This is a genomic window from Streptomyces sp. NPDC057697 (assembly GCF_042799335.1).
GTDB lineage: Bacteria > Actinomycetota > Actinomycetes > Streptomycetales > Streptomycetaceae > Streptomyces.
Genome location: NZ_JBHVJA010000003.1, coordinates 1 through 21,608, shown reverse-complemented (window position 1 = coordinate 21,608; position 21,608 = coordinate 1). Strand labels below are relative to the sequence as shown.

Below are 21,608 nucleotides of genomic sequence, written 5' to 3'. Positions count from 1 at the left end.
GGCTCAGACACAATGCCCCGATTCTACGGCGGGCGGTCTCCACCCCGTCTCCCTCGCCCGGATCAGCGCCCTGCGTGCCACCTCCCGCCCGATGGGCAGCGAGGCCGTCGCGGCGGGCGACGGGGCGTTCAGCACATGGACGGTGTGCGGGGCCTCGCGGATCAGGAAGTCGTCCACCAGGGTGCCGTCCCGCAGCACTGCCTGGGCCCTGACCCCGGCCGGTGCCGGTCTCAGATCGGCCTCCGTCACCTCGGGCAGCAGCCGCCGCACGGCCTGGGTGAACGCGTGCTTGGACAGCGAACGGCGCACCTCGCCCGCCCCGTACCGCCAGTGTCTGCGGGCTATCCGCCAGGCGCCGGGCCAGGCGAGGGTGTCCGCCAGCTCGCGGGGGTGGACGACCGGCCAGCCGTACCCCTCGCGGGCCAGGGCCGGGACCGCGTTCGGCCCGACGTGGACGCTGCCGTCATGGCCCCGGGTCAGATGGACGCCGAGGAACGGGAAGGCCGGATCGGGCACCGGATAGACCAGACCGCGCACCAGCTCCGGCCGCGTCAGCTCGTAGTACTCCCCCCGGAAGGGCACGATCCGCATCCCCGGGTCGTCGCCCGCGAGCCGTGCCACCCGGTCGCAGTGCAGCCCGGCGCAGTTGACCAGCGCACGGGCGCGCACCACCACGCCGTCCGCCGTGCGCACCGCCACGCCCCAGGGGCGCCGGTCGATCGCGGTGACCTCCGCCCCGTAGCGGATCACCCCGCCCGCCCCGCTCACCTCGGTGGCGAACCGGGCGGCCACCGCCCCGTAGTCGCACACCCCGGTCGACCCGACCCGGATCGCGGCGAGGCCGCTCACCTGCGGCTCGTACTCCGTGATCTGGGCGGGGCCCAGCTCGCGCACCGGCAGCCCGTGCTGTCGGCCGCGCTGGACCAGGGCGTGCAGCCGGGGCAGCTCGGAGCGCTCGGTCGCGACGATCAGCTTGCCGGTCACCGCGTGCGCGATGCCGTGCTCCGCGCAGAAGTCGACCATCTCGGCGGCGCCGCGCACCGCGTAACGGGCCTTGAGGGAGCCGGGGCGGTAGTAGATGCCGCTGTGGACCACTCCGCTGTTGCGCCCGGTCTGGTGCCGGGCCGGGCCGGGCTCCTTCTCCAGGACCGTGACCCGGGTGCCCGGAGCGGTGCGCGTGATCGCGTACGCCGTCGACAGCCCGACGATCCCGCCGCCGATCACCAGCACATCGCAGTCGTACGCCGCGTGCGTCATCATCACGCCACCTCCCACCCCGATAGTGCACTGACCCACTGACAACGCACTCAAACCCGTGTGGCCCAGCGTGGCGCCCGATCTTTACGGCCCTTGGTACGCCGGACGCCGGACGGATACCTTCCGGACACCGTCCGTACGCCCTCCGGCAGGCGGGCCGGGCCGGTCAGGCGGGGGCCACCAGGAGCGGCCGGGCCCGCTCCCGCAGCTCCGCGACGCGCGGCTCGTGCCCGTACGGTTCGAGCCGGTGCAGCAGGTCCCGTACGTACTCCGTGGTCCGGGCCGAGGAGATGCGGCCGGCCACCTCCACCGCCCGGGTGCCCGCGGCGCAGGCCGCGTCCAGGTTGCCCGACTCCAGCTCGGCCACCGCCGACACCACGAGCCGCAGCCCGTGCGAGCGGACGAACTCCTCGGTGGGTCTGGACAGCGCCTGCTCGGTGAAGCGCCGGACCTGGCGGGGTGCCTTCAGGTCGAGATGGCACTCCGCGGCATCGGCCGCGAACCTGTCGTACGAGTAGAAGCCCAGCCAGGACGGGTCCGCGTCGCCGTCCCGGGAGCGCTCCAGCCAGCCCTCGGCGGCCTTCAGCGCGGACCCCGCGGCCGCCGCGTCGTTCGCCTTGGCATGGGCGCGCGCCTCCACCAGGCGGAAGAAGCTCATGGTGCGGGCCGTGGCGAGCCCCCGGTTGCGCTCGACGGCGGCCTGCGCGAGGTCGACCCCCTCGTCGGCGAAGCCGCGGTAGGTCGCCTGGAGCGACATCGACGCGAGGACATAGCCACCGAGCGGGACGTCGGCCGCGGCGCGCGCGAGCCGCAGCGCCTGGATGTAGTAGCGCTGCGCGGCCTCCTGCTGGCCGGTGTCGAAGGCCATCCACCCGGCGAGCCTGGTCAGCTCGGCCGCCGCGCCGAAGAGCGCCCGGCCGACCTCGTCGCTGTACGAACCGAGCAGCAGCGGCGCGGCATCGACCCGTAAACACTCGGGCACCATGGAGGAACGCCAGTCCCCGCCGCCGTACTTGGAGTCCCAGCGGCGGGCGTCCTGGGCCGCCTCGCGCAGCTTGGAGACATCGCTGTGGCCGACCCGCAGCGGGGAGATGTCGCTGGTGGTGGTCGTGGGGCTCGTGGTGGTGCCGGTGCCGGTGCCGGTGGCCGCCGTGGGGCTCGTGGCGCCGGTGGTGCTGCCGGTGGGGGCGGTCGCGGCCGCGGACGACCGCGCGGACGCGGACGCGGATTCCGGGCTCGGCTGGGCGGGGATGGCCGGGGCCTGCCGCGTACCCAGCGCTCCCAGCGTGCCCAGCGCCGTCCTGGCCGCCTGGGCGTTCAGCGCCGTCCGGGCGTTCAGCGCGGCCGGGGCGCCGGGCCTCGGGCCCGGACCGGACGTCTGCTGCGGGACGGGCGCCGGCTCGGCGGGTCCCGCCGCCTTGCCCGGCGGGCTCTGCGCCCCCGCACCGCTGCGTGCGCCCCGTGCGCCTTGCGGCTCGGGAGTGGTTGCCCCGGCCGACGCCGCGTCCCGTGCCACCGTCGCGTCGGCGGGGGATATCAGCCAGCGGGACGCGGGGGTCGCGTACGCGCTGACCGAGAAGGAGCCCGCGAGCGACTGCCAGATCCCGCCGCCGCCCGCCCGCCGCCCGGCCAGATCGAGCCGGTACAGCTCGGTCGCGGAACGGACCGCCTCGGCCACGTCGCGCGGGAAGGCCAGCCCGACCTCCGGCGCCGGATCGGCGTCCGCGAGCCCGATCTCGTGCAGCGGGACCGGTCGGCCGAGCTTGGCGCCGATCGCCGCGGCGATGAGATGCGGCGCGGCGCCCTGCGGCACCATGCCCTTGGAGACCCACCGGGCCACCGATGTCTTGTCGTACCGCAGTGTCAGACCGCGCTGCGCCCCGAGGTCATTGACCCGCCGGGCGAGCCCCGCGTTGCTGATTCCCGCGAGGGCGAGAACGGTTCCGAGCTTCTCGTTCGGTCCGCGTTGCTCCCTGGACATGCGCCACCCCTCGACACACAGACGGCAGCCGCGTCACCGTTGCGGCGCGCGGCATTCGTACCGTGTCCTCCCCAGTGACGGGCCCCGGCACTCCGGCCGCACACGCATATGGCCGAGCCCCGAGGAATATGCCTCCTGCAGAGAACCTCAGTAAACCCAGCGTAGTTCGCCGCATCCCTACCGTTAAGGGGCAGACGTCCGTATGGCGGGATTGTTGTCCGTGCGGATGGGGGCGGCGGGGCGGTTGCGCCCCCGGCGCGGTCCGGGCGGCCTCCTCGTCCGGGTCGGGCGCCGGGCGGACCGGGGCCGCGGACCGGCTCGACGGCGCACGGGAACGGCACGTGAAGGCGTTGTCCGTCCATGGTGACGGCGCTGTGCGCGGAGTCCCGGACGTGCCCCTGGCGTGTGGCCGTGCGCCCGGCCGTGCGCTCTCGTCGGGCGGTTTCGGAAGGGTTTCCATGAGTGCTGCGTGGGTCGGCCCACTGCACACGACTCAGTGGGCTGGGGGACACTGCCGCCTCATTCCCCGCAGGCGGCGGACCGGTCCGGGAGGTGAACGACGCCTCCCGGACTGTGCATCGGCGGTTCCGGCGGAGATCGTTCGCGGCTGCCGGAGGGGTCGGAGGGTTCCGGGAGGCATTCGGGAGGTTTCGGGGAGCGAAGCGGGGCGAAAGCGGACGTCCGGCACGGCGAGTTGACCTTCGCGGAGTTCCGACCTCCGCCAAGAATGGCCGAATGTCGTCGGTCGCCTGGGGTTGGGGTGCCGGTTTCGCGGACATCCCGTGGGCCGCCCGGCGGTCGCCCGTGAGTCGCCCGTGGGTCGCCCGGCAGTCGTACGGCAGTTGTACGGCCGGTCGCCCGTCGGCGGCTCCCGCGCGGTGCGTGGTTGGCTGGATTTCGGCCCATGGATCTGGCTCATAAGAGGGCGTCAACTTGCGTGGCGCGTAAGTCGGTTGGCGGCCCGAGTATCCGGCGCGGGTCGCGCGTGATGCCGCGCCGCCGGGGGTGCCGCCGACTGGTCGCCGGTACGCGTCCGCCCGCGCCCGGCCCGGCCACCTGCCCGGCCACCCTCCAGGCTGACCGTCCGGCCCGGCCTTTGCCAGGGGCGCATGCCCTTCCGACGTGCGCCCCACGGAGCCCTTCCTGTGCGCCGTTGACGTGGCAGCATGTTCGCAACGGCGCCGCGCGTTACCGGAGTTCTCCCGATACTGCCCTGTCGCGCCGTTTTGTCCACAGCCTGTGGAGGCGGCGATGCGTTGGTTGGTGGGGTGGAGCAGTATCGCCGCGAGCTTCGGTACGGCCGGTGCGGTCGGCCCCGGCGACGAGGGCCGCACGATGCACCCCGTGGGCTCCCAACTCCTCTGGGGCGACCCGGATCCGCTCTGGGCGGTGGGGGACTGGCGCCCCGACGAGATCCGGCGCACCACCGTCGAGACCACCGAAGGCGCGCCCACCGCCCGGATGGCCGTCCTCGGCTGTTGCAGCGCCACCGACGAACAGCTGCGCTCCGGCCTCCTCGCCGCCCGCGGCGGCGCCCTGCGCCACCTCACCTCCTGGCCCGGCAGCTACACGACCGTCGTCCAGATCGGCCGCCGCATCACCATCATCGGCGACCTCGCCGGCGCCCGCCCCGTCTTCTACACGCCCTGGGCGGGCGGCACGGCGTACGCCACCGCCGCGCTCCCGCTCGCCGACCTCATCGAGGCCCAGCTGGACATCGGCCACCTGGCCGCACTGCTCGCCTGCCCCGAGACGCCGGAGGCGCTGCGCGACGGCACCCCGTACGCCGGGGTGAAGCGCATCCCGCCGGGCCACGCGCTCATCCTCCGCGAGGGCTCGCGCGAGATCACCGGTTACGAGGCGGTGGCCTCCCTCGCCGTGGCCGCCCCCCAGCTCGACCCGGTCAGCGCCGTCGACGGCGTACGCGATGCCCTGGTCGAAGCCGTGCGCGCCAGGCTCCTGGCCCCGCGCCACGCCCCCGAGACCGTGCCCCCCGACCCGGGCCCGGTGCCCGGCATGGGCCCCGCCGAACGGCGCGCCGCCCGCGGCGCACCCGTCCCCGGCATCGGCGCCGACCTGTCCGGAGGCAGCGCCTCCGGCACCCTCGCCCTGCTCGCCGCCGGACTTCCGGGCCTGCCCGGCACCCTCCTCGGCCACGGCACGGGAGCGGGCGAACGACTGCTCGCCGTCACCCTCAACGACCTCACCGCGCACGGACACGAGGACGAACTGGAGCGCGCCCGCGTCATCGCCGCCAACCCGCGCCTGCACCACGTGGTCGTCGCCGCGGGCGAGGAGGCCCTGCCCTACGCGGGCCTGGGCGGCGGCCCGCTCACCGACGAACCCGCCCCGGCGCTCGTCGTCGCCGAACGCCACCGCAGACGCCTCGCCGCGGGCAGCGCCGACCACTTCGTCGGCGGCGGCGCCCGACAGGTCCTCGACGCCCACCCGGCCCGCCTCGCCGACCTGTTGATGGACCGCCGCCGACGCCATCTGCTGCGCCCGGTCGCCGCGCTCGCCAGGGCGGAGGGCCCGAGCGCGCACTCCCTGTTCGTCCCGCTCACCGTCTACCGCGCGGCCCGTCGGCTGTCCCGGACGTCGTACCGCACGGGACTGGAAGCGGCGGCCGGCCGGCTCCCGGACGCCAACCGGCACGCACCCGACCTCGACACCCCCGCCGAGGCCTCCCTGGCCGCCCTCGCCTGGTCGCGGCCCGGCCCGGCCGCCCGCTGGCTCACGGGCGAGGCGCTGGCCGAGGTGGCGGCCCGCCTGCAGGACGCGGCCGTCCGCCCCGTCTCCGTCCAGCGCCCCGGCGAGGCGCGCGCCAGGGCGGCCCTGGCCCGGTACGCCGCCGACCACCGGATCCTGGAGCAGGCCGCCGAGAACCGCAGCCAGCGGCTGCACGCCCCGTTCCTCGACAACCAGGTCGTACGCGCCGCCCGCGCGCTCCCCGAATCGCTCCGCGTCCAGCCGGGCGCCCGCGCCGCGATCCTGCGCCGGGTGCTCGCCGGGGCGGGCATCCACGAACTGCCGCCGGGCTGGGGCACCCCCTCCGTCGCCACCTCGCACGCCCTCGCCCGCACCGGCCTGCGCGCCGCCCTGCCCGAGCTGATCGCCCTCTTCGACGCCCCGCTGCTCGCCGACGCGGGCCTGGTCGAGGCCCGCGTCGTACGGAAGGCCCTGCGCGCGGCCTCCGAGGGCGAACCGCTTCCGCTGGACGGCCTGGCACATCTGGCGTCCACGGAGCTCTGGCTCCGCCGCCTGGTGTCACGGCGCGGCACCTGCTGGACCGGCACGGCGGCGCCCCGCCAGCGCGCGGTCGCGGGCGGAGTCACCCCGGCCAGGCGGACGCTGCAACCGTAGGCGGCGGACGGCGGACGGCGGGCGGCGGGCGGCGGATGGCGCGCCTGGTATGGGACGGGCGGTGCGCCTGGTATGGGGCGGGCGGTGTTCCCGGTACGGAGCGGATGGCGCGCCTGGCATGGGACGGGCGGCGTTCTCGGTACGGAGCGGGTGGCGTTTCCGGTACGGGGCAGGCGGCGCACCGCGGGCGGGCTGCCGCTGTCCGGGCGCGGGCAAAAGCGTGGGGCGGCCCTCGTGGGTGCGGGACACAATGGCCCGATGCGTTACCTGATCCTGGGCGTCACCGAGGCACGAGACGAGAACGGCGGCGTGCTGCCCCTGGGCGGTACGCGGCTGCGTGCCCTCCTCGCCGCCCTGGCCCTGCGTGCGGGACGCGCCGCCCCCGTCGCCGAACTGGTCGACGACGTGTGGGCCGCGGATCCCCCGAACGATGCCCCCGCCGCGCTCCAGGCCCTCGTGGGCCGGTTGCGCCGGGTGCTGGGCAGGGATGCGATCGCGAGCACCTACGAGGGCTACCGCCTGGTGGCCGGGCCCGACGAGGTCGACCTCCATGTGTTCGAGCGGCTCTGCCGCGAGGGGGCCGGGGAACTCGACGCGGGCGACCCCGCGAAGGCCGCGCGCACGCTCCGTACCGCGCTCGCCCTGTGGCGCGGCCCCGCGCTGGCCGACCTGCCGGACCGGGACCACGGCCACGCCCTGCGCCCCGAGGGCCACCGGCTGGCCGCGCTGGAACGCCGTATCGAGGCCGACCTGCGGTGCGCGGAGACGGGCACGGACGGCGGGGCGTGGCCGAACTCCCTCGTACCCGAGCTCATGGAACTGGCGGCCGCCCAGCCGTACGACGAGCGCTTCCGGGCCCAGCTGATGCGGGCCCTGCGCGCCGAGGGCCGCCAGGCCGACGCGCTGGCCGCCTACGAGGACGCCCGCCGGACCCTCGCCGATGGACTCGGGGCGGACCCGGGGCCGGAACTGCTCGCACTCCACCGCGAGTTGCTCGCCCGCCCGCCGCAGGCGGGGCCGGGGTCGGGACGGTCGGTGGGATCGATGGGGTCGGGGCGGTCGGTAGGGGCTGTGGGGTCTGCGTCGCCAATGGGGTCTGTGGGATCTGCGGGATCTGTGAAGTACGTGAAGTCCGCAGGGCCCGTGAAGTCCGCAGAGCCCGTGAAGCCCGCGGACTCCGCGGAGCCCGTGGAATCCGTGGTGGAGCCTGTGGCGGCGGCGCGGGTGCTGCCGGGCTCGCCCCTCGCGCGCCCGTATGAGCCGGGCGCGCGGGAGTCGGACGGGCGGGAGCCCGGCGCGCGCTCGTTGCATCCGCACGAACCGTCCGGCCTCGCCGCCGTTCACGGCAACCTGCGGCCCCGGCTCACCTCCTTCGTGGGGCGCGAGCCGGAGCTGAGCTCCATCCGCGCCGATCTGACCCGCTCCCGTCTGGTGACCCTCACCGGACCTGGCGGCTCGGGCAAGACCCGGCTGGCCGAGGAGGCCGCCGCGCGTGGAGCACAACCGTCCCTGACAACTCCCACGCTCCTGGCGGCTCATACAGCTCAGACCCATCAGACCCATCAGATGGCTCAGATAGCTCAGACGGAACAAACGACGGAGGCAGTCCAGACAACCCAGGCGACTCAGACAGAACAGACAGAGAAGGCAGTCCCGACAGCCCCAGCAGTCCCGACACCCAAGCCGGTCTCAGCAGCCCAGACGCCCCCGCCAGGCCCGCCGGCGCTACCAGCCACGCCAGCCACGCCAGCCGTGCCAGCCACGCCAGGCTCATCAGCCCCGACCACCCCCGAGGCCGGTACGGACGCCTGGATCGCCGAACTCGCCTCCGTGGACGACCCCGCCGACGTACCCGGAGCCGTACTCTCCGCTCTCGGGCTGCGCGAGACGGCCCTTCTCCGTGACAACCGCGAGGGCCAGTCGCCGCGCACCGATCCGACCGGCCTCCTCGTCGAGCATCTGGCACGCCGCTCCCGCATACGCCCGTTCCTGCTCATCCTGGACAACTGCGAGCACGTCATCGACGCGGCCGCGAGCCTCGCCGAAACCCTGCTCACCCACTGCCCACAGCTGCGGATCCTCGCCACCAGCCGAGAACCCCTCGGTGTCCCCGGCGAATCCGTGCGCCCGGTCGGTCCGCTCCCGGCCGACCCCGCCCACCGGCTGTTCGCCGAACGGGCCCGCGCCGTACGGCCCGGTTTCGACCTCGGGCAGGGGGCGGCGGGCGATGCGGAGGCCGTCGCCGAGATCTGCCGACGGCTCGACGGTCAGCCACTCGCCATCGAACTCGCCGCGGCCCGGCTGCGGATGCTCGGTCCCCGTCAGATCGCGGACCGCCTCGACGACCGGTTCCGTCTGCTGACCGGCGGCAGTCGGACGGTGCTGCCGCGCCAGCAGACCCTGCGCGCGGTCGTCGACTGGTCCTGGGACCTCCTCGACGAGGACGAGCGCACGGCGTTGCGGCAGCTCTCCGTCTTCGCGGGCGGCTGGGACCTGTCGGCCGCGGAAGCCGTCGTCACCCCCGTAGCGCCGCCCACCGATGCCCCGCCCACCGATGCCCCGCCCACCGGGACGGCACCCGCCGAGGCCCCCGACCGGTCCTCCGTCCCCGACCGGTCTTCCCTCCCCGACCAGCCCTCCGCCGCCGATCTGATCGGGGCGCTCATCGACAAGTCCCTCGTCGTCGCCACCCCGACCACCACCGGCGAGATGCGCTACCGCCTCCTGGAGACCATCCACGAGTACGCCGCCGAACGTGCGGCCGAGGCACCGGAGATACGCGCCGCCGCAGCGGACGCGCACACCGCGTACTTCCTCGCGCTCGTCGAGAAGGCCGAGCCGCTCCTCCGCTCCGGCGACCAGCTGCCCTGGATCGAACGCCTGGAGACGGAACTCGACAACATCCGCGCCGCCCTCCACCGCACCCTCGTCACCAGCCCGGCCGAAGCGGAAGCCGCACGGCTGGTGCTCGGCATGGGGTGGTTCTGGTGGCTGCGCAACTTCCGTTCCGAGGGCCTCGCCTGGACCGAGCGCGTGGTGGCGCTCGGTCCGATGCCGACCGACAGCAGCGACTCCCGTTACTGGCCGCGCATGCACCTGGAGATGCTGCGGTACTTCCTCGTCGTGGAGAGCCGTCCCGCCGGGGCCGTCCACGACGAGGAGTGCCATCGGGACCGGATGAACCGGGTGGCCGACGTGTTCCGGTCCTGCGGTCCGCAGGCCGCCCGTTTCCCCGGGCTGCTCTGGCCGATGGCCCTGTTCACCACCCGCACGACCGTCGAGACCCACGCGCTGATCGACCTGGTGGTCGACAACACGCGTGTGCACGGCGGCCGTTGGGAGTACTGCCTCGCCCTGATGTTCCGTACCCACATGGCCGTCGACATGCCCGGTGGCATGCCCGGGATCGACACCGATCTCGTGGAGCTGCGCGAGCTGAGCCGCCGCATCGGCGACCGCTGGATCCGCGCCCAGGTCGCGAGCGCGACCGCCGAGGCGAGTGTGATGCGCGGACGGTTCGCGCAGGCCCGAGCGGCGTACGAGGAGGCGCTGCTGCTGTCCCGCGAGGTCGGGGCGCACGCCGAGGCGCCCTTCCTCCTCGCCCGTCTCGCGGAACTCGCCTACCGGACCGGGGACACGGCGGAGTACGAACGGAACCTCGTCGAGGCCGAGCACGAGGCGGAGCGCTACCAGGTGCACGACGCCCTCGCCTTCTGCCACTTCCTCAGTGCCACCGCGGCCCTGGAGCGGGGCGACATCGCGGAGGCGCGGCGCCTGGTCACCGAGGCGGCGGGCGTGGTCGGCCGGGGCAGCCCGCCGTCCCAGTTCAACGCGGCGATCGAGGGGCTGGCCGCCCGGATCACGGTGCACGAGCCGGGACCCGGCCGCGGCCCGGCCGCCGGGGTACGGGGTCTGGCGGCGGCGCTCCGGGCGGCGAGGAACGCCCAGTGCCCCGAGCTCGTCACCGGACATCTGGCGGAGTGCGCGGCCGCCGCACTGCCGAAGGTGGGCCACACCCGGGCCGCTGTACGGATTCTGGCGGCGGCGGACGGCTGGCGCCTGTTCGGCCCCCGGACCGGGGCCCAGCAGGCCGAGGTGGACGAGACCGGGCGGCGGGCCCGCGAGGAGCTCGGGGCTCAGCCGTACGAGGCGGAGCGCGCCGCGGGCCGCGAGCTGACCGTCGACGACGTCATCGAGCTCCTGACCCGCATCACCGAGGAACTCCCGGAGGCTCCGGAGCGCCCGGACACCCCGGAGCGCCCGGACACCCTGGGGCGTGCGGAAGAGCAGAGGCGTGCGGGAGAGGCGGGGCTTGCAGGGGAAGCGGGGCGTGCGGGAGAGGCGGGGCGTGCAGGGGAAGCGGGGCGTGCGGGGGAGGCGGGGTGCGCGGGAGCGCAGGGGCGTGCGGAGGCGCCCGGTTTCACCTCCGGCCTCACCCCGGACCGGCTCACTGGCAACTGATCCTCGAATCGGCCCAGTCGGCGAGCGCCATGAACCCACCGGGCCCGGCGTGCTCGACGACGAGCCGGATGCTCTGCTGACCGGCGATACCGACGTCCACGGGAACGGCCGGATCGTCGCCGTTCATCACCGGGGACCGCCACAGCCGCGCCCCGTCGCCGTTGAAGACGGAGAAGCGCACCGAGCCGAGCCCCAGGGTCATGTCGTCGATCCCGGCCATCGCCTCGTACCGGGAGCACTGCCTGTTCAGCTGGATGGTGACCGAGGAATTGCCGTTGACGGTCACGCCGTGCTCGTACCTCGTGCCGCCGATCGACACGTTGGAACGCTGCCAGACCCAGCTGCTCTCGCCGAGCACGACTTCCGGTTCGGTGTGGTCGCCCGTGAGCGAGTAGCTCAGCTCGCTGACCTTGTAGACGGTCGGCGCGGGCGGTGTCGGGGTCGGCGTGGGTGTGGGTGTGGGTGTCGGTGTCGGGGTCGGCGTGGGCTCCGGCGCGGGGGGTGTGGGCTCGGGCGGCGTCGGCTCGGCGGCGGGCTTCGGGGGCGGCGTCGGGGTGGGCGTCGGGGTGGGCGTCGGCTTCGGCCGGGGCTCGGGCGGCGGGGCGGGAGCCGGGGGCGCGGGCGGGGCGGGCTTCGGTGCCGGGGGTGTCGGCTCGGGGGGCAGCGAGGGCGCCGGAGCCACGGCGGCCGGTTTCGTCGCGGGCCTGGCCTCGGGCTCCGGCGGGTTGTCGCCGGCCAGCGCCCAGACCAGTCCGGCTGTCGCGGCCAGGACGACCGCCGCCGCGATTCCGGCCTTCGCCGGGGCGCCGAGCCCCTCCGAGACCGCGGCGCCTCCGGCCGCCCCTCCGCCGGAGCTCCCCCCGGTGGCGGCTGCCGCGGCGCCCGCGCCCGCGGCTCCCGCCGCGCCACCGGCGACGATCCCGGCGGCCTTGAGCGCGTACCCGGCGGCGAACCAGCCGATGACCGCGACCGGCAGCAGCGCGGGGATCCCGGCGTTGACATGGGCCAGCTCGCCCGCGGCGAGACGGCACTTGGAGCACTCCTCCAGGTGTCCGCGTAGGCCGCGCTCGGCCCGCATGCGGAGCCCGCCCCGGGCGTACGCGCCGAGCCGGTCGGCGTAGCGCGCGCAGTCGCCGCCCGCGGTGAGCGCCTGGCTCACATGCGCCTGGAGGTAGGCCTGCTTGAGGCCCTCACGGGCCCGGCTGGCGAGTACCGCCGTGGCGTTGGCGGTCAGCCCGAAGAGCGGGGCGACCTCGCTGGGCGACTCCTCCTCCACGGTGGTGTGCCACAGCACGGCCTGCCAGCGCTCGGGCAGACTGCGGAACGCCTGCATGGCCATCGACTGCTCGGCCTCGTGCATCGCCAGCACATCGGCGCCGAGGTCGAGCGTGTCCGCGTCCGACACCTGGGAGGTCTGGACGGCCTGCGCGGCGAACACCGCGAAGTCGTCGACGAGATGTTCCCGCTTCGCGGTCTTGGTCCAGGCGGCGCCGACATGGCGGACGGCCGTCATGAGATAGGCCCGTACGGCCTCTTCGGGTCCCTTGCCCCGGCGGACCGCCTGCAAGGTGCGGGCGAAGACCTCGGCCGTCAGGTCGTCGGCGGTGTGGGCGTCCCGGCAGCAGCTGCGCGCGTAGCGTCGCACCGCGGCGGAGTGCCGCCGGAAGAGCTCCTCGTACGCGAGATCGTCGCCGTCCCGCATCTGCTGGATCAACTCGGCGTCGGACGGAGCGGTGCCGGAGCCATCGGCGGCGGTGCTGCCGCCCTCGCGCTGCATCGGCACCGAGGCGTCGGATTCGGGACCAGAGCTTTGGTCTTGACCTTGGCCTTGACCTGGATCCGTGGATGCGGGCCACGGGCCCGGCAGGACGGTGCCGCCCTCGGCGTCACCGCTCGACCGCCCCGGCCCGGCCTGACTCGGTACCTGTCGGGCGGACAGCCCACCGGCCTCCGTGACACCGCCCGTGGCGGAGATGTCGTCGAACGACTCTTCCTGCTGCCCGTCACCGCTCATCGCGGTAGCCCCCGTATACGCCGTCGGACCCGAACATCGGGCAAGAGTGCCACATGGCGCAATCACGACGAACGCCCAGCCCCCGCAACCACTCATCCGGGGCGTTTTTCCGAATGTAAGTACTAACGGCCATCCATTCGTGAAACGATCACTCTTCCCTTCTGTGTGGGCGAGTTGTGCAGCCCCAGTGCGCAATGCGAGAAGGTCAGGCGTGCGACAACGGGGAGTACGCGGCTTTCGGCGGCGGCCGGGACGACCGTGAACGCCGCCCACGGGCGCCGAGTGGACCGAGCCGGGCCCTCATGGGTCGTCGACCAAGACCCCATCAAAACGGGCCACATCCCCCTTCGTGCCCGTCGCCACAACCGTCCCGACCACACGCCACACGGGCCCCACCCGTAGCCAGCCCCCACGCCCCGCACCCGCCCGCGCGAACGGACCCATCGGAGAGGCAGGCCCCGCGCCACGCTCGTCCGTGCCGCGCACGTATGCGTACCCCCGAGCGCATGGCCCCGGCCGTCACGCGGACACACGCCGCAGACGTGCGCGCATCAACCAACCGGTCAGGGCAAGAACACCCTTGGGACACGACACACCTCGCGCACGCATGTACGCACCACCGCGCAGCCCTCGCGCGTACGGCACTGCCGTACGGCAGTGCACGGTAGGGCACGGAACGCACCGTCGTTCTACGCTTTCGTGCCCACGATCCTGTGCTCATGCTCCCGTGCTCACGCCTTCGTGTCGGCCCACCGGGCGTAGCAGCAGCCACCACCGGCCATCACCACGCCCGCGCACCCGAGTTCACCTTCACCGCACTCGCGCGCACCACCGCGCCCGCGCACTCCGTTCACACGGACATTCCGCGCCCCGACGCCCCGACGCACCGGGGCACCGGGGCACCGGGGCACGCGAGCGTCCTGAGCAGGCGCCTCATGCAGGCACCTCACGCAGCCGCCTCACGCAGGCACCCCGCTCAGACGGTCGGTGCGGCCCCACGCGGGCATCCCGCGCAGGACCCCACACCCCCCGGCTAACAAGAACGCCCCTCACACGTCCGCTGGTTGAGGCTGGGCACGTCTCACACCCCCGGTTCACACGAACGCCCGGCTCAGTCAGTCGGTGCGGCCCCCGCGCAGGCCCCCCGCGCGGGGGTTGCACCGCGCAGGCTCCCCGCGCGGGGGTTGCACCGCGCAGGCTCCCCGCGCGGGGGTTGCACCGCGCAGGCTCCCCGCGCGGGGGTTGCACCGCGCAGGCTCCTCGCGCAGGCCCCCGCTCAGACGCTCGGCCGGGAGCGCAGCCCCTCCAGCAGGATGTCCAGCAGCCGGCTCGAAGCAGCGGCCTGCTGGGCCGCGTCAGGCAGCGAGGGCGCCGCCGTCGCTATCACCAGCAGGACATCCGCGACGGTCACATCGCGGCGCAGCTCACCGGCCGCCCGTGCCCGGTCCACCAGCCGGCCGACCACCTCCAGCAGCTCGCCGGCACCCGTGCCGTCGTCCTCGACTCCGGTCTCCCCGGACGCATGCCCCTCCGCAGCCCGAAGGTCGGCGTGACCGACTCCCTGGCGCTGCTGAGGCACCCGGGCCTCGTCCCGGCCACTGCCCGATGCCGGTACCGATACCGCCCCGGACGCCGATACCGATCCGGACGCCGGTACGGCCCCCGAGCCCGGTACGGCCACCGAACCCGGCACGGACACCGAATCCCCGGCCACCGCCGAGCCGTCGGCCTCGGAATCGGCGTCGACGCCGACCCGCAGAACCTGGGGCGGCAGCAGCCGCCCCGCGCCCGAGGCCACGGACGTCCGCAGGAAGCGCGACAGCGCCGACCACGGCTCGTCCTCCTGGCCGAGCGCGGTCCGGGCCTGGTCCGTGAGCCGGGAGGTCTCCTCCTCGGCTATCCGCCGGACCAGCACGTCCTTGCTCGGGAACCGCCGGTACACCGTGCCGACCCCGACTCTGGCGCGACGCGCCACGTCCTCCATCGGGGCCCCGTATCCCAGCTCGCCGAACACCTCGCGCGCGGCTCTCAGGACGTGCTCCAGATTGCGTTGCGCGTCCACGCGCAGCGGAGCCGTGCGGCCGTTCGCCCCGGCCGACGTCGCCGTGGACGCCGCCGCAGGCGTCCCCGTCGGCGCCCCGTTCCCTCCGACCGTGACGACCGACCCCGTCGACGCCGCCCCGATCGTTCCCACCGCTCCGTTTCGTCCCGTTCCGTCGGACGAATGGGACGGAACCGCAGCAGCAGTCGGCCAATGAGAATCCTGAATATGCATAACTTTTCCCCCGGTTATGACGTCTCCCCCCGGAGACTTCCCGCCGTTTGAGCCGGAGGGTGGATCATCGTCCCAACCCGCCACCCCGACGACATACGAACATAGTTGAGCCCGGCTCAATTCAGAAGGGGGTAGTTCCGCACGGAGCGCCCCCCGATCGGAGCAAGGACCGGTTGGTCACTGATTCGACCCCCGCCCGCGACCCCCGCCCCAACCCCTGACCTGCGCGGCTTGCCGGTCACCACCGCGCCACGCCCCGACCGCCCGTCGAGAACCTCCGGTCACACAATTTGCTCGGGCTGTGGACAAACCCCTGAGCACGTTGCGTCATGGGGTGGTGATGGCTTCAGATTCCGGGGGAACACCCCCCGGCCCCCCGCCGGGCGTGCGCATTCTCGTCGTCGGCGGCGGCTACGTCGGGATGTACACGGCGCTGCGTCTCCAGCGGAAGCTGAAGCAGAGACTCAGAAGCGGTGAGGCCGAGATCGTGGTCGTCACGCCCGAGCCCTATATGACGTATCAGCCGTTCCTTCCCGAAGCGGCCGCCGGTTCGATCTCGCCGCGCCATGTCGTCGTGCCCCTCCGCCGCGTCCTCGCCCACTGCCGGATCGTCATCGGCGAGGTGCGCGGCATCGACCACGGCAAGCGCACGGCGACCGTCACCACCCTCGCCACGGGGGAGGACGGCACCGACGCCGTCGAGATCCCGTACGACGAACTCGTCCTCGCCCCCGGCTCCGTCTCGCGCACCCTCCCGGTCCCCGGCCTCGCCGACCACGGCGTCGGCTTCAAGACCGTCGAGGAGGCCATCGGCCTGCGCAACCACGTCATCGAGCAGATGGACATCGCCTCCGCCACCCGCGACCCCGCCATCCGCGACGCCGCGCTCACCTTCGTCGTCGTGGGCGGCGGATACGCGGGCGTCGAGGCCCTCGCCGAGCTGGAGGACATGGCCCGCTACACCTCGCGGTACTACCACAACATCAAGGCCGAGGACCTGAAATGGATCCTCGTCGAGGCCTCCGGCCGCATCCTTCCCGAGGTCGGCGAGGAGATGGGCACCTACGCGATCCGCGAGCTGCGCGGCCGCAACATCGACGTACGACTCGACACCCGGCTGGAGTCCTGCGAGGACCGGATCGCCGTCCTCAGCGACGGCTCCCGGTTCCCGACCCGCACCCTCGTGTGGACCGCGGGCGTCAAACCCGCGCCGGTCCTCGCCGCGACCGGTCTGCCGCTCGACGAGCGCGGCCGGCTCCGGTGCACGGCCCGGCTCTCCGTCGAGGGCGTCGAGCACGCCTGGTCCGCCGGGGACGCCGCCGCCGTACCCGACCTCACCGCCGGGGAGCCGGGCCGGACCACCGCGCCCAACGCCCAGCACGCGGTGCGCCAGGCCAAGGTCCTCGCCGAGAACATCCTCGCGTCGATCGCGGGGGAGCCCCTCAAGGAGTACCGGCACGGCTACGCGGGCTCCGTCGCCTCGCTCGGCCTCCACAAGGGCGTCGCCCATGTCTACGGCCGCAAGCTCAAGGGCCGTCCGGCCTGGCTGATGCACCGCGTGTACCACCTCAGCCGGGTCCCGACGTTCAACCGGAAGGCCCGCGTCCTTGCCGAATGGACCCTCGCAGGGCTCTTCAAACGCGAGATCGTCTCGCTCGGCTCGCTGGAGCACCCGCGAGCCGAGTTCGAGCTCGCCGCGGGCGGCGGACGCCCCCGGCCCGACGGACCGCCCCACCCGGACGGCCCACCGGGGCCCCGCCGGCCCCCCGGGACCGACGGCCCGCCGCGCGACGGCGGCTGACGAACCGTCGGACCACCCCCGCACCCGCCCGGCGGCGGACCGTACCGACGACTGTCCGTACGGTCCGTCACACTGGACGTGTGACCATAGGTGGGCCCACATCTGCACAGAGTGACCCGGCCGGCAGTGACCGACAGTGAGCAGCCCGCAAGAGCGGACCAGACCGACACACGAGGCCAGAAATTCCGTGAACTTCACGCGCTGGAGCGCCCGCCTACCCGGAACGCAGCGCCGCGCCGCCGCACGGGACGACCGCAGTTCCGTGCCCCCGGCCCGCGCCGAATACGCACAGCCCGAGGCCGGGCCCCGGCCGCCGGACGGCGATCCGCACGGCGGGGCCGGTGACGCACCGCGGGACGACGCGCACGGCGGGGCGCCCCGGCCGGACGGCCCCGCGCTGGAAGACCTCTCCGCCCAGGACATCCTCGGCCAGCTGCCCGCCCTGGTGGCCCTGGTCTACGGCCCCGACCACCGGATCGCGTACGTCAACGACGCCTACGCCGCCGCCTTCGGCCACCGCCCGGTCGGCGCCACCGCCGCCGAGGCCATGCCGGAGCTCCACGAACTCAGCCTGCTGCCCCTCATGGACCAGGTCCTGCGCAGCGGCACCCCCCGCACGGTCAAGTCCCGCAAGGTCCGCAGCGGCAATTCGTACACCGTGACCTGCACCCCGGTGCACCGGGACGGGGAGAGCGACAGCGGCAGGGGCGGCCCCGGAAAGCAGCCCAGGGCCGACAAGGGCACCAGGGACAGGGCAAGAGGGGGCGAGAGCGGCGTGCTCGTGTACGCCGCCGACGTCACCGACCACGCCGAAGCCGCCGAACGGCTCCGCACCAGCGAGCGCCGCCACCGCGAGACGGCCGTCACCCTCCAGCGCTCGCTGCTCCCGCAGGAGCTGGAGCAGCCCGACGACCTCCGGATCGCCGCCACCTACCAGCCCGGCGGCACGGACGCCGCCGTCGGCGGCGACTGGTACGACGTCATCACCCTCGGCGCGGGCCGCACCGCCCTGGTCATCGGGGACGTGATGGGCCGCGGGGTGCGCGCCGCCGCCGTGATGGGCCAGCTCCGCACGGCCGTACGCGCCTACGCCCGGCTCGACCTCCCGCCGCACGAGGTGCTTCAGCTCCTGGACGGACTGGCCGCCGAGATCGACGCCAGCCAGATCGCCACCTGCGCCTACGCGGTCCACGACCCCAACGAGGGCCGGCTCGTCTACTCCTCCGCCGGCCACCTCCCGATCCTGGTGTGCCACGAGGACGGCACGGTCCACCGCGCCGAGGACCCGACCGGGCCGCCGCTCGGCACGGGAGGCTGGATCCACACCTCGGGCACGATCGGGCTGCCGCCCGGTTCCACCGCCGTCCTCTACACGGACGGGCTGGTGGAGCGCCGGAGCGAGGACATCGACGAGGGCGTCGCCGCGCTGGAACGCGCGCTGTCCGGCGCCAAGGGGTCGCCGCAGGTGGTCTGCGACCGGCTGATCCGCTCGCTCGGTGTCACCGCGGAGCACGACGACGACGTGGCCGTGCTGGTGGTCCAGCACCCCGCCCGCACGGGGCCGGACGCGGAGCTGTTCCACAACGCCTCGCTCGACCTCCTCGGCGGAATCGAGGCGGCCCCGCGCGCCCGCGCCTTCGCCACCGGCGTCCTCACCTCGTGGCGGTTCCCGGTCGAGCTCTGCGACCTGGGCGTGCTGGCCGCGGGCGAACTCGTCGCCAACTCCCTCAAGCACGGCACCCCGCCGATGCGCCTGGGGCTGCGGCGCACCGACCGGCGCCTGATCATCGAGGTGACGGACGGCGACGACCACCTGCCGCGCCGACGCCGGGCCGATCCGGCGGACGAGGCGGGCCGAGGCATCTCCATCGTCGCGACGATCGCCTCGTCCTGGGGCAGCCGCCGCACACCGGGCGGCGGCAAGGCGGTCTGGTGCGAATTCGCCCTGCCGCGGTGAGACCGGGCGACGGACGGGAGCCGTCCGTTCAGCGGGCGGCGGCCGGGGCGGAGCTGGTCTCCGCGTCCGGCAGCGACACGGCCACCACCCGGGACGGCACCGCCTCCAGCGAAGGCTGGTCCTGTACGGGGGTGAGCCGTCGGCCGAGCCGCAGCGCCAGCGCCGTGATGCCCAGCGAGAACAGCACGAACGTCACGATGTACGGCCCGTGCAGCGTCGCCCCCATCGGCCCGCCCACGGCCGGTCCGACCGCCAGCGCGAGCTGCTTGCACAGCGCGAACGCCGAGTTGTACTGCCCGACCATCGACTCCGGCGCCAGATCGGCCACCAGCGGGGCCACGGTCGGCGACAGCATCGACTCACCGAGTCCGAACAGGGCGTACGTGGAGATCATCGCGGCCGTCGCCATGGTCTGGCTGCCGTGCCCGAGCCCCGCGTATCCCGCCACGATCCAGGCGAAGGCCCAGATCAGGCCGACCGAGGCGATGACCCGGCTGCGCCTGCGGCGCTCGACCAGCCGCAGCACGACGAACTGCGCCACGACGATGACGGCGGTGTTGGCGGCCAGCGCGATCCCGAGCGTCGAGGGCTGGATGCCGGCGGCCTCGGTGCCGTACGCGGCGAGCCCGGACTCGAACTGTCCGTAGCAGGCGAAGAACAGCACGAAGCCCAGCACGCACAGCTGCACCATGGCCCGGTGCGAGAGCAGCACCCGCAGCCCGCCCGGCGCCTTGGACCCGTCGGTGGGCCTGGCGTCGGGGAAGGACGGCGCGCGGTTGAGCCGCACCGTGCAGGAGATGACACCGAGCACGACGAACATCGCGGCCTCGATGAGGAAGAGCAGGGTGAAGGACTCCGGCCGGTCCGTGTCGACGATCTGCCCGCCGACCAGCCCGCCGATGCCGAGCCCGAGGTTCTGCAGGAAGAACTGCATGGCGAAGGCGCGCGTACGGGTGGCGGTGCTGGAGCACCACACGAGCATGGTGGCGAGGGCCGGCTGCATGACCGCCGTACCCGCGCCGAGGACCGCGGCCGACAGCACGGAGGCGGTCACGCCCGACGAGAGGCCGAGGGCGACGGCGCCCAGGGAGGCGACGGCCGAGGCGACGACGAGCACGGGCAGCGGCCCGCGCCGGTCGATGGCCCGCCCGGTGAACGGCAGAACGGCCAGTGCCGCCATGGCGAAGACCGCCAGTACGACTCCCGCGGTGCCGGCACCCAGATCCCGTACCTGTGCCACATAGACGTACAGATACGGAACGGTGAACCCCAGCCCGAACGCGCTCAGCGCGCTCCCCAGCTGGATCCGCCGCAGTGCTGCACCCATCTCCCTGGTCACACTCACCTACCTCAAGGTCTCGAAGCGATATGCCGAGCCATCCGAACGACTCGAACCCGAAGACTTTAGCACTAAAGTTAGAACCTCAACAATACAGACCGAAGGACTTCGACGGCTTTGGAGGGCGTGCCATACTGCCCGCCATGCCTGACACCACCGAGCAGCCCGGACCGCAGGAGCCGAGCCTCGACGAGCAGATCGCCGCGTACCAGCGAGAGTTCCGTGACCTGGACCCCCAGGTCGAGCAGGTCGTCTCGGCCCTGGGCCGGCTGAACCGCCGGATGAACGTGGCGTACGGACGCCAGCTCGCCGCCCTCGGCATCAGCAACGCCGAGTGGGAGGTACTCAAGACCCTGGTCCTGGCCGGCTCCCCGTACCGCCTGGGCCCGGGAGAGCTGGCCAAGCGCCTGGGCCTCACCCCCGCGGCGATGACCCACCGCATCGACCGGATGGCGGGCGAGGGCCTGGTCACCCGCGACCGGGACGAGAACAACCGGGTGCGCGTGATCGTCGAGCTGACCGACGAGGGCCGGACGAAGTGGCTGGAGGCGATGCGCATGGCCACCGACTTCGAGGAGGACCTGCTCCAGGACCTCACGGCCGACGAGCGCGGCGGCCTGGGCGACATGCTGATCCGCCTGCTGCGCCGCGTGGAGCACGCCCAGCCGGACGCGGGCGGCCGCCTCACCGACCTGGACTGAACGGGCGGCCCGGCTCCTGCCCCGCCGCGGTCCCGCCTCGCGCCCGGTCGTGTGTCCAGCACGTGGGAAAAGGGCTTGACCTGCCGGGGTTGACACACCACGCATCGGTCCGTAAGGTTCTTCGAGTTGTCACGGGGCCGGAACGGTTCTGCGACAACCGATCCCGCCGCGAATGCGGCAACCAAAACTCAGCACGATCTCCCGTCGGGAGCAATTTCGGCATGCCGGAATTGATTTCGAGGACTCGATTATGAGTCGCCGGGAAAATCCGCTAGAGTATTGGACGTCGGAACGGCCCAACGGCCGGGAAGACAAACCCCGCTGACTGGGAATCAGGCCCGAAAGGATCTGATAGAGTCGGACTCGCCGGAAAGGGAAGCGCGAAAGCGAAGAACTGGAAAGCGAAAATGCAGGATCCCGCTTCGGCCGGGAATCGGACACGAAAGAGTCTGATAGAGT

10 protein-coding genes are annotated in these 21,608 nt (G+C 73.7%); 5 read left to right on the top strand and 5 right to left on the bottom strand.

The annotated features are described in order from the left end of the window. Positions 1–3 precede the first annotated feature (3 nt). Positions 4–1,260 carry an L-2-hydroxyglutarate oxidase gene (gene lhgO / locus ACFVFH_RS09885; RefSeq protein ID WP_383765627.1) on the bottom strand — a complete coding sequence of 419 codons (1,257 nt, stop codon included), beginning with the start codon at positions 1,258–1,260 and terminating at the stop codon, positions 4–6. Positions 1,261–1,423: 163 nt separating this feature from the next. Further along, entirely contained in the window at positions 1,424–3,238 is a 1,815-nt protein-coding gene (locus ACFVFH_RS09880; RefSeq protein WP_383765625.1) for a sporulation protein, read from the bottom strand. Between the two features lie 1,251 nt (positions 3,239–4,489). On the opposite strand from ACFVFH_RS09880, the gene ACFVFH_RS09875 reads away from it, so the two are divergent. Both ACFVFH_RS09875 and ACFVFH_RS09870 read left to right on the top strand, forming a co-directional pair. Continuing rightward, on the top strand, positions 4,490–6,601 hold the full coding sequence (locus ACFVFH_RS09875) for an asparagine synthase-related protein (protein WP_383765623.1): 2,112 nt from the start codon (positions 4,490–4,492) through the stop codon (positions 6,599–6,601). A gap of 258 nt (positions 6,602–6,859) precedes the next feature. Continuing rightward, entirely contained in the window at positions 6,860–11,062 is a 4,203-nt protein-coding gene (locus tag ACFVFH_RS09870) for a BTAD domain-containing putative transcriptional regulator (RefSeq protein WP_383765622.1), read from the top strand. Here the strand turns inward: ACFVFH_RS09870 and ACFVFH_RS09865 are convergent. Then, on the bottom strand, positions 11,049–13,076 hold the full coding sequence (locus ACFVFH_RS09865; protein ID WP_383765620.1) for a sigma-70 family RNA polymerase sigma factor: 2,028 nt from the start codon (positions 13,074–13,076) through the stop codon (positions 11,049–11,051). The two genes, ACFVFH_RS09870 and ACFVFH_RS09865, sit on opposite strands and share 14 nt — an antisense overlap. Before the next feature lie 1,276 nt (positions 13,077–14,352). After that, entirely contained in the window at positions 14,353–15,351 is a 999-nt protein-coding gene (locus ACFVFH_RS09860) for a TetR/AcrR family transcriptional regulator (protein ID WP_383765619.1), read from the bottom strand. 340 nt (positions 15,352–15,691) lie between these two features. On the opposite strand from ACFVFH_RS09860, the gene ACFVFH_RS09855 reads away from it, so the two are divergent. Both ACFVFH_RS09855 and ACFVFH_RS09850 read left to right on the top strand, forming a co-directional pair. Further along, positions 15,692–17,152, top strand: coding sequence for an NAD(P)/FAD-dependent oxidoreductase (locus ACFVFH_RS09855; protein WP_383765617.1), 1,461 nt, complete (start codon positions 15,692–15,694; stop codon positions 17,150–17,152). A gap of 187 nt (positions 17,153–17,339) precedes the next feature. Further along, complete coding sequence (locus ACFVFH_RS09850; RefSeq protein WP_383765615.1) at positions 17,340–19,109, top strand: SpoIIE family protein phosphatase; 1,770 nt, start codon at positions 17,340–17,342, stop codon at positions 19,107–19,109. A 28-nt stretch (positions 19,110–19,137) separates the two neighbouring features. Here the strand turns inward: ACFVFH_RS09850 and ACFVFH_RS09845 are convergent, their stop codons facing one another. Beyond that, positions 19,138–20,436 (bottom strand): MFS transporter, encoded by a 1,299-nt coding sequence (locus tag ACFVFH_RS09845; protein ID WP_383765613.1) that lies wholly within the window; start codon positions 20,434–20,436, stop codon positions 19,138–19,140. 155 nt (positions 20,437–20,591) lie between these two features. Here ACFVFH_RS09845 and ACFVFH_RS09840 point away from each other — a divergent pair, with 155 nt between their 5' ends. Then, positions 20,592–21,149 (top strand): MarR family transcriptional regulator, encoded by a 558-nt coding sequence (locus ACFVFH_RS09840; protein ID WP_356480180.1) that lies wholly within the window; start codon positions 20,592–20,594, stop codon positions 21,147–21,149. Positions 21,150–21,608 lie beyond the last annotated feature (459 nt).

Coding starts and splice junctions, on each gene's coding strand:
- ACFVFH_RS09855 (WP_383765617.1), top strand. CDS start 15,692: ATGGCTTCAGATTCCGGGGGAACACCCCCCGGCCCCCCGCCGGGCGTG.
- ACFVFH_RS09845 (WP_383765613.1), bottom strand. CDS start 20,436: ATGGGTGCAGCACTGCGGCGGATCCAGCTGGGGAGCGCGCTGAGCGCG.
- ACFVFH_RS09865 (WP_383765620.1), bottom strand. CDS start 13,076: ATGAGCGGTGACGGGCAGCAGGAAGAGTCGTTCGACGACATCTCCGCC.
- ACFVFH_RS09870 (WP_383765622.1), top strand. CDS start 6,860: ATGCGTTACCTGATCCTGGGCGTCACCGAGGCACGAGACGAGAACGGC.
- lhgO (WP_383765627.1), bottom strand. CDS start 1,260: ATGATGACGCACGCGGCGTACGACTGCGATGTGCTGGTGATCGGCGGC.
- ACFVFH_RS09880 (WP_383765625.1), bottom strand. CDS start 3,238: ATGTCCAGGGAGCAACGCGGACCGAACGAGAAGCTCGGAACCGTTCTC.
- ACFVFH_RS09840 (WP_356480180.1), top strand. CDS start 20,592: ATGCCTGACACCACCGAGCAGCCCGGACCGCAGGAGCCGAGCCTCGAC.
- ACFVFH_RS09875 (WP_383765623.1), top strand. CDS start 4,490: ATGCGTTGGTTGGTGGGGTGGAGCAGTATCGCCGCGAGCTTCGGTACG.
- ACFVFH_RS09860 (WP_383765619.1), bottom strand. CDS start 15,351: ATGCATATTCAGGATTCTCATTGGCCGACTGCTGCTGCGGTTCCGTCC.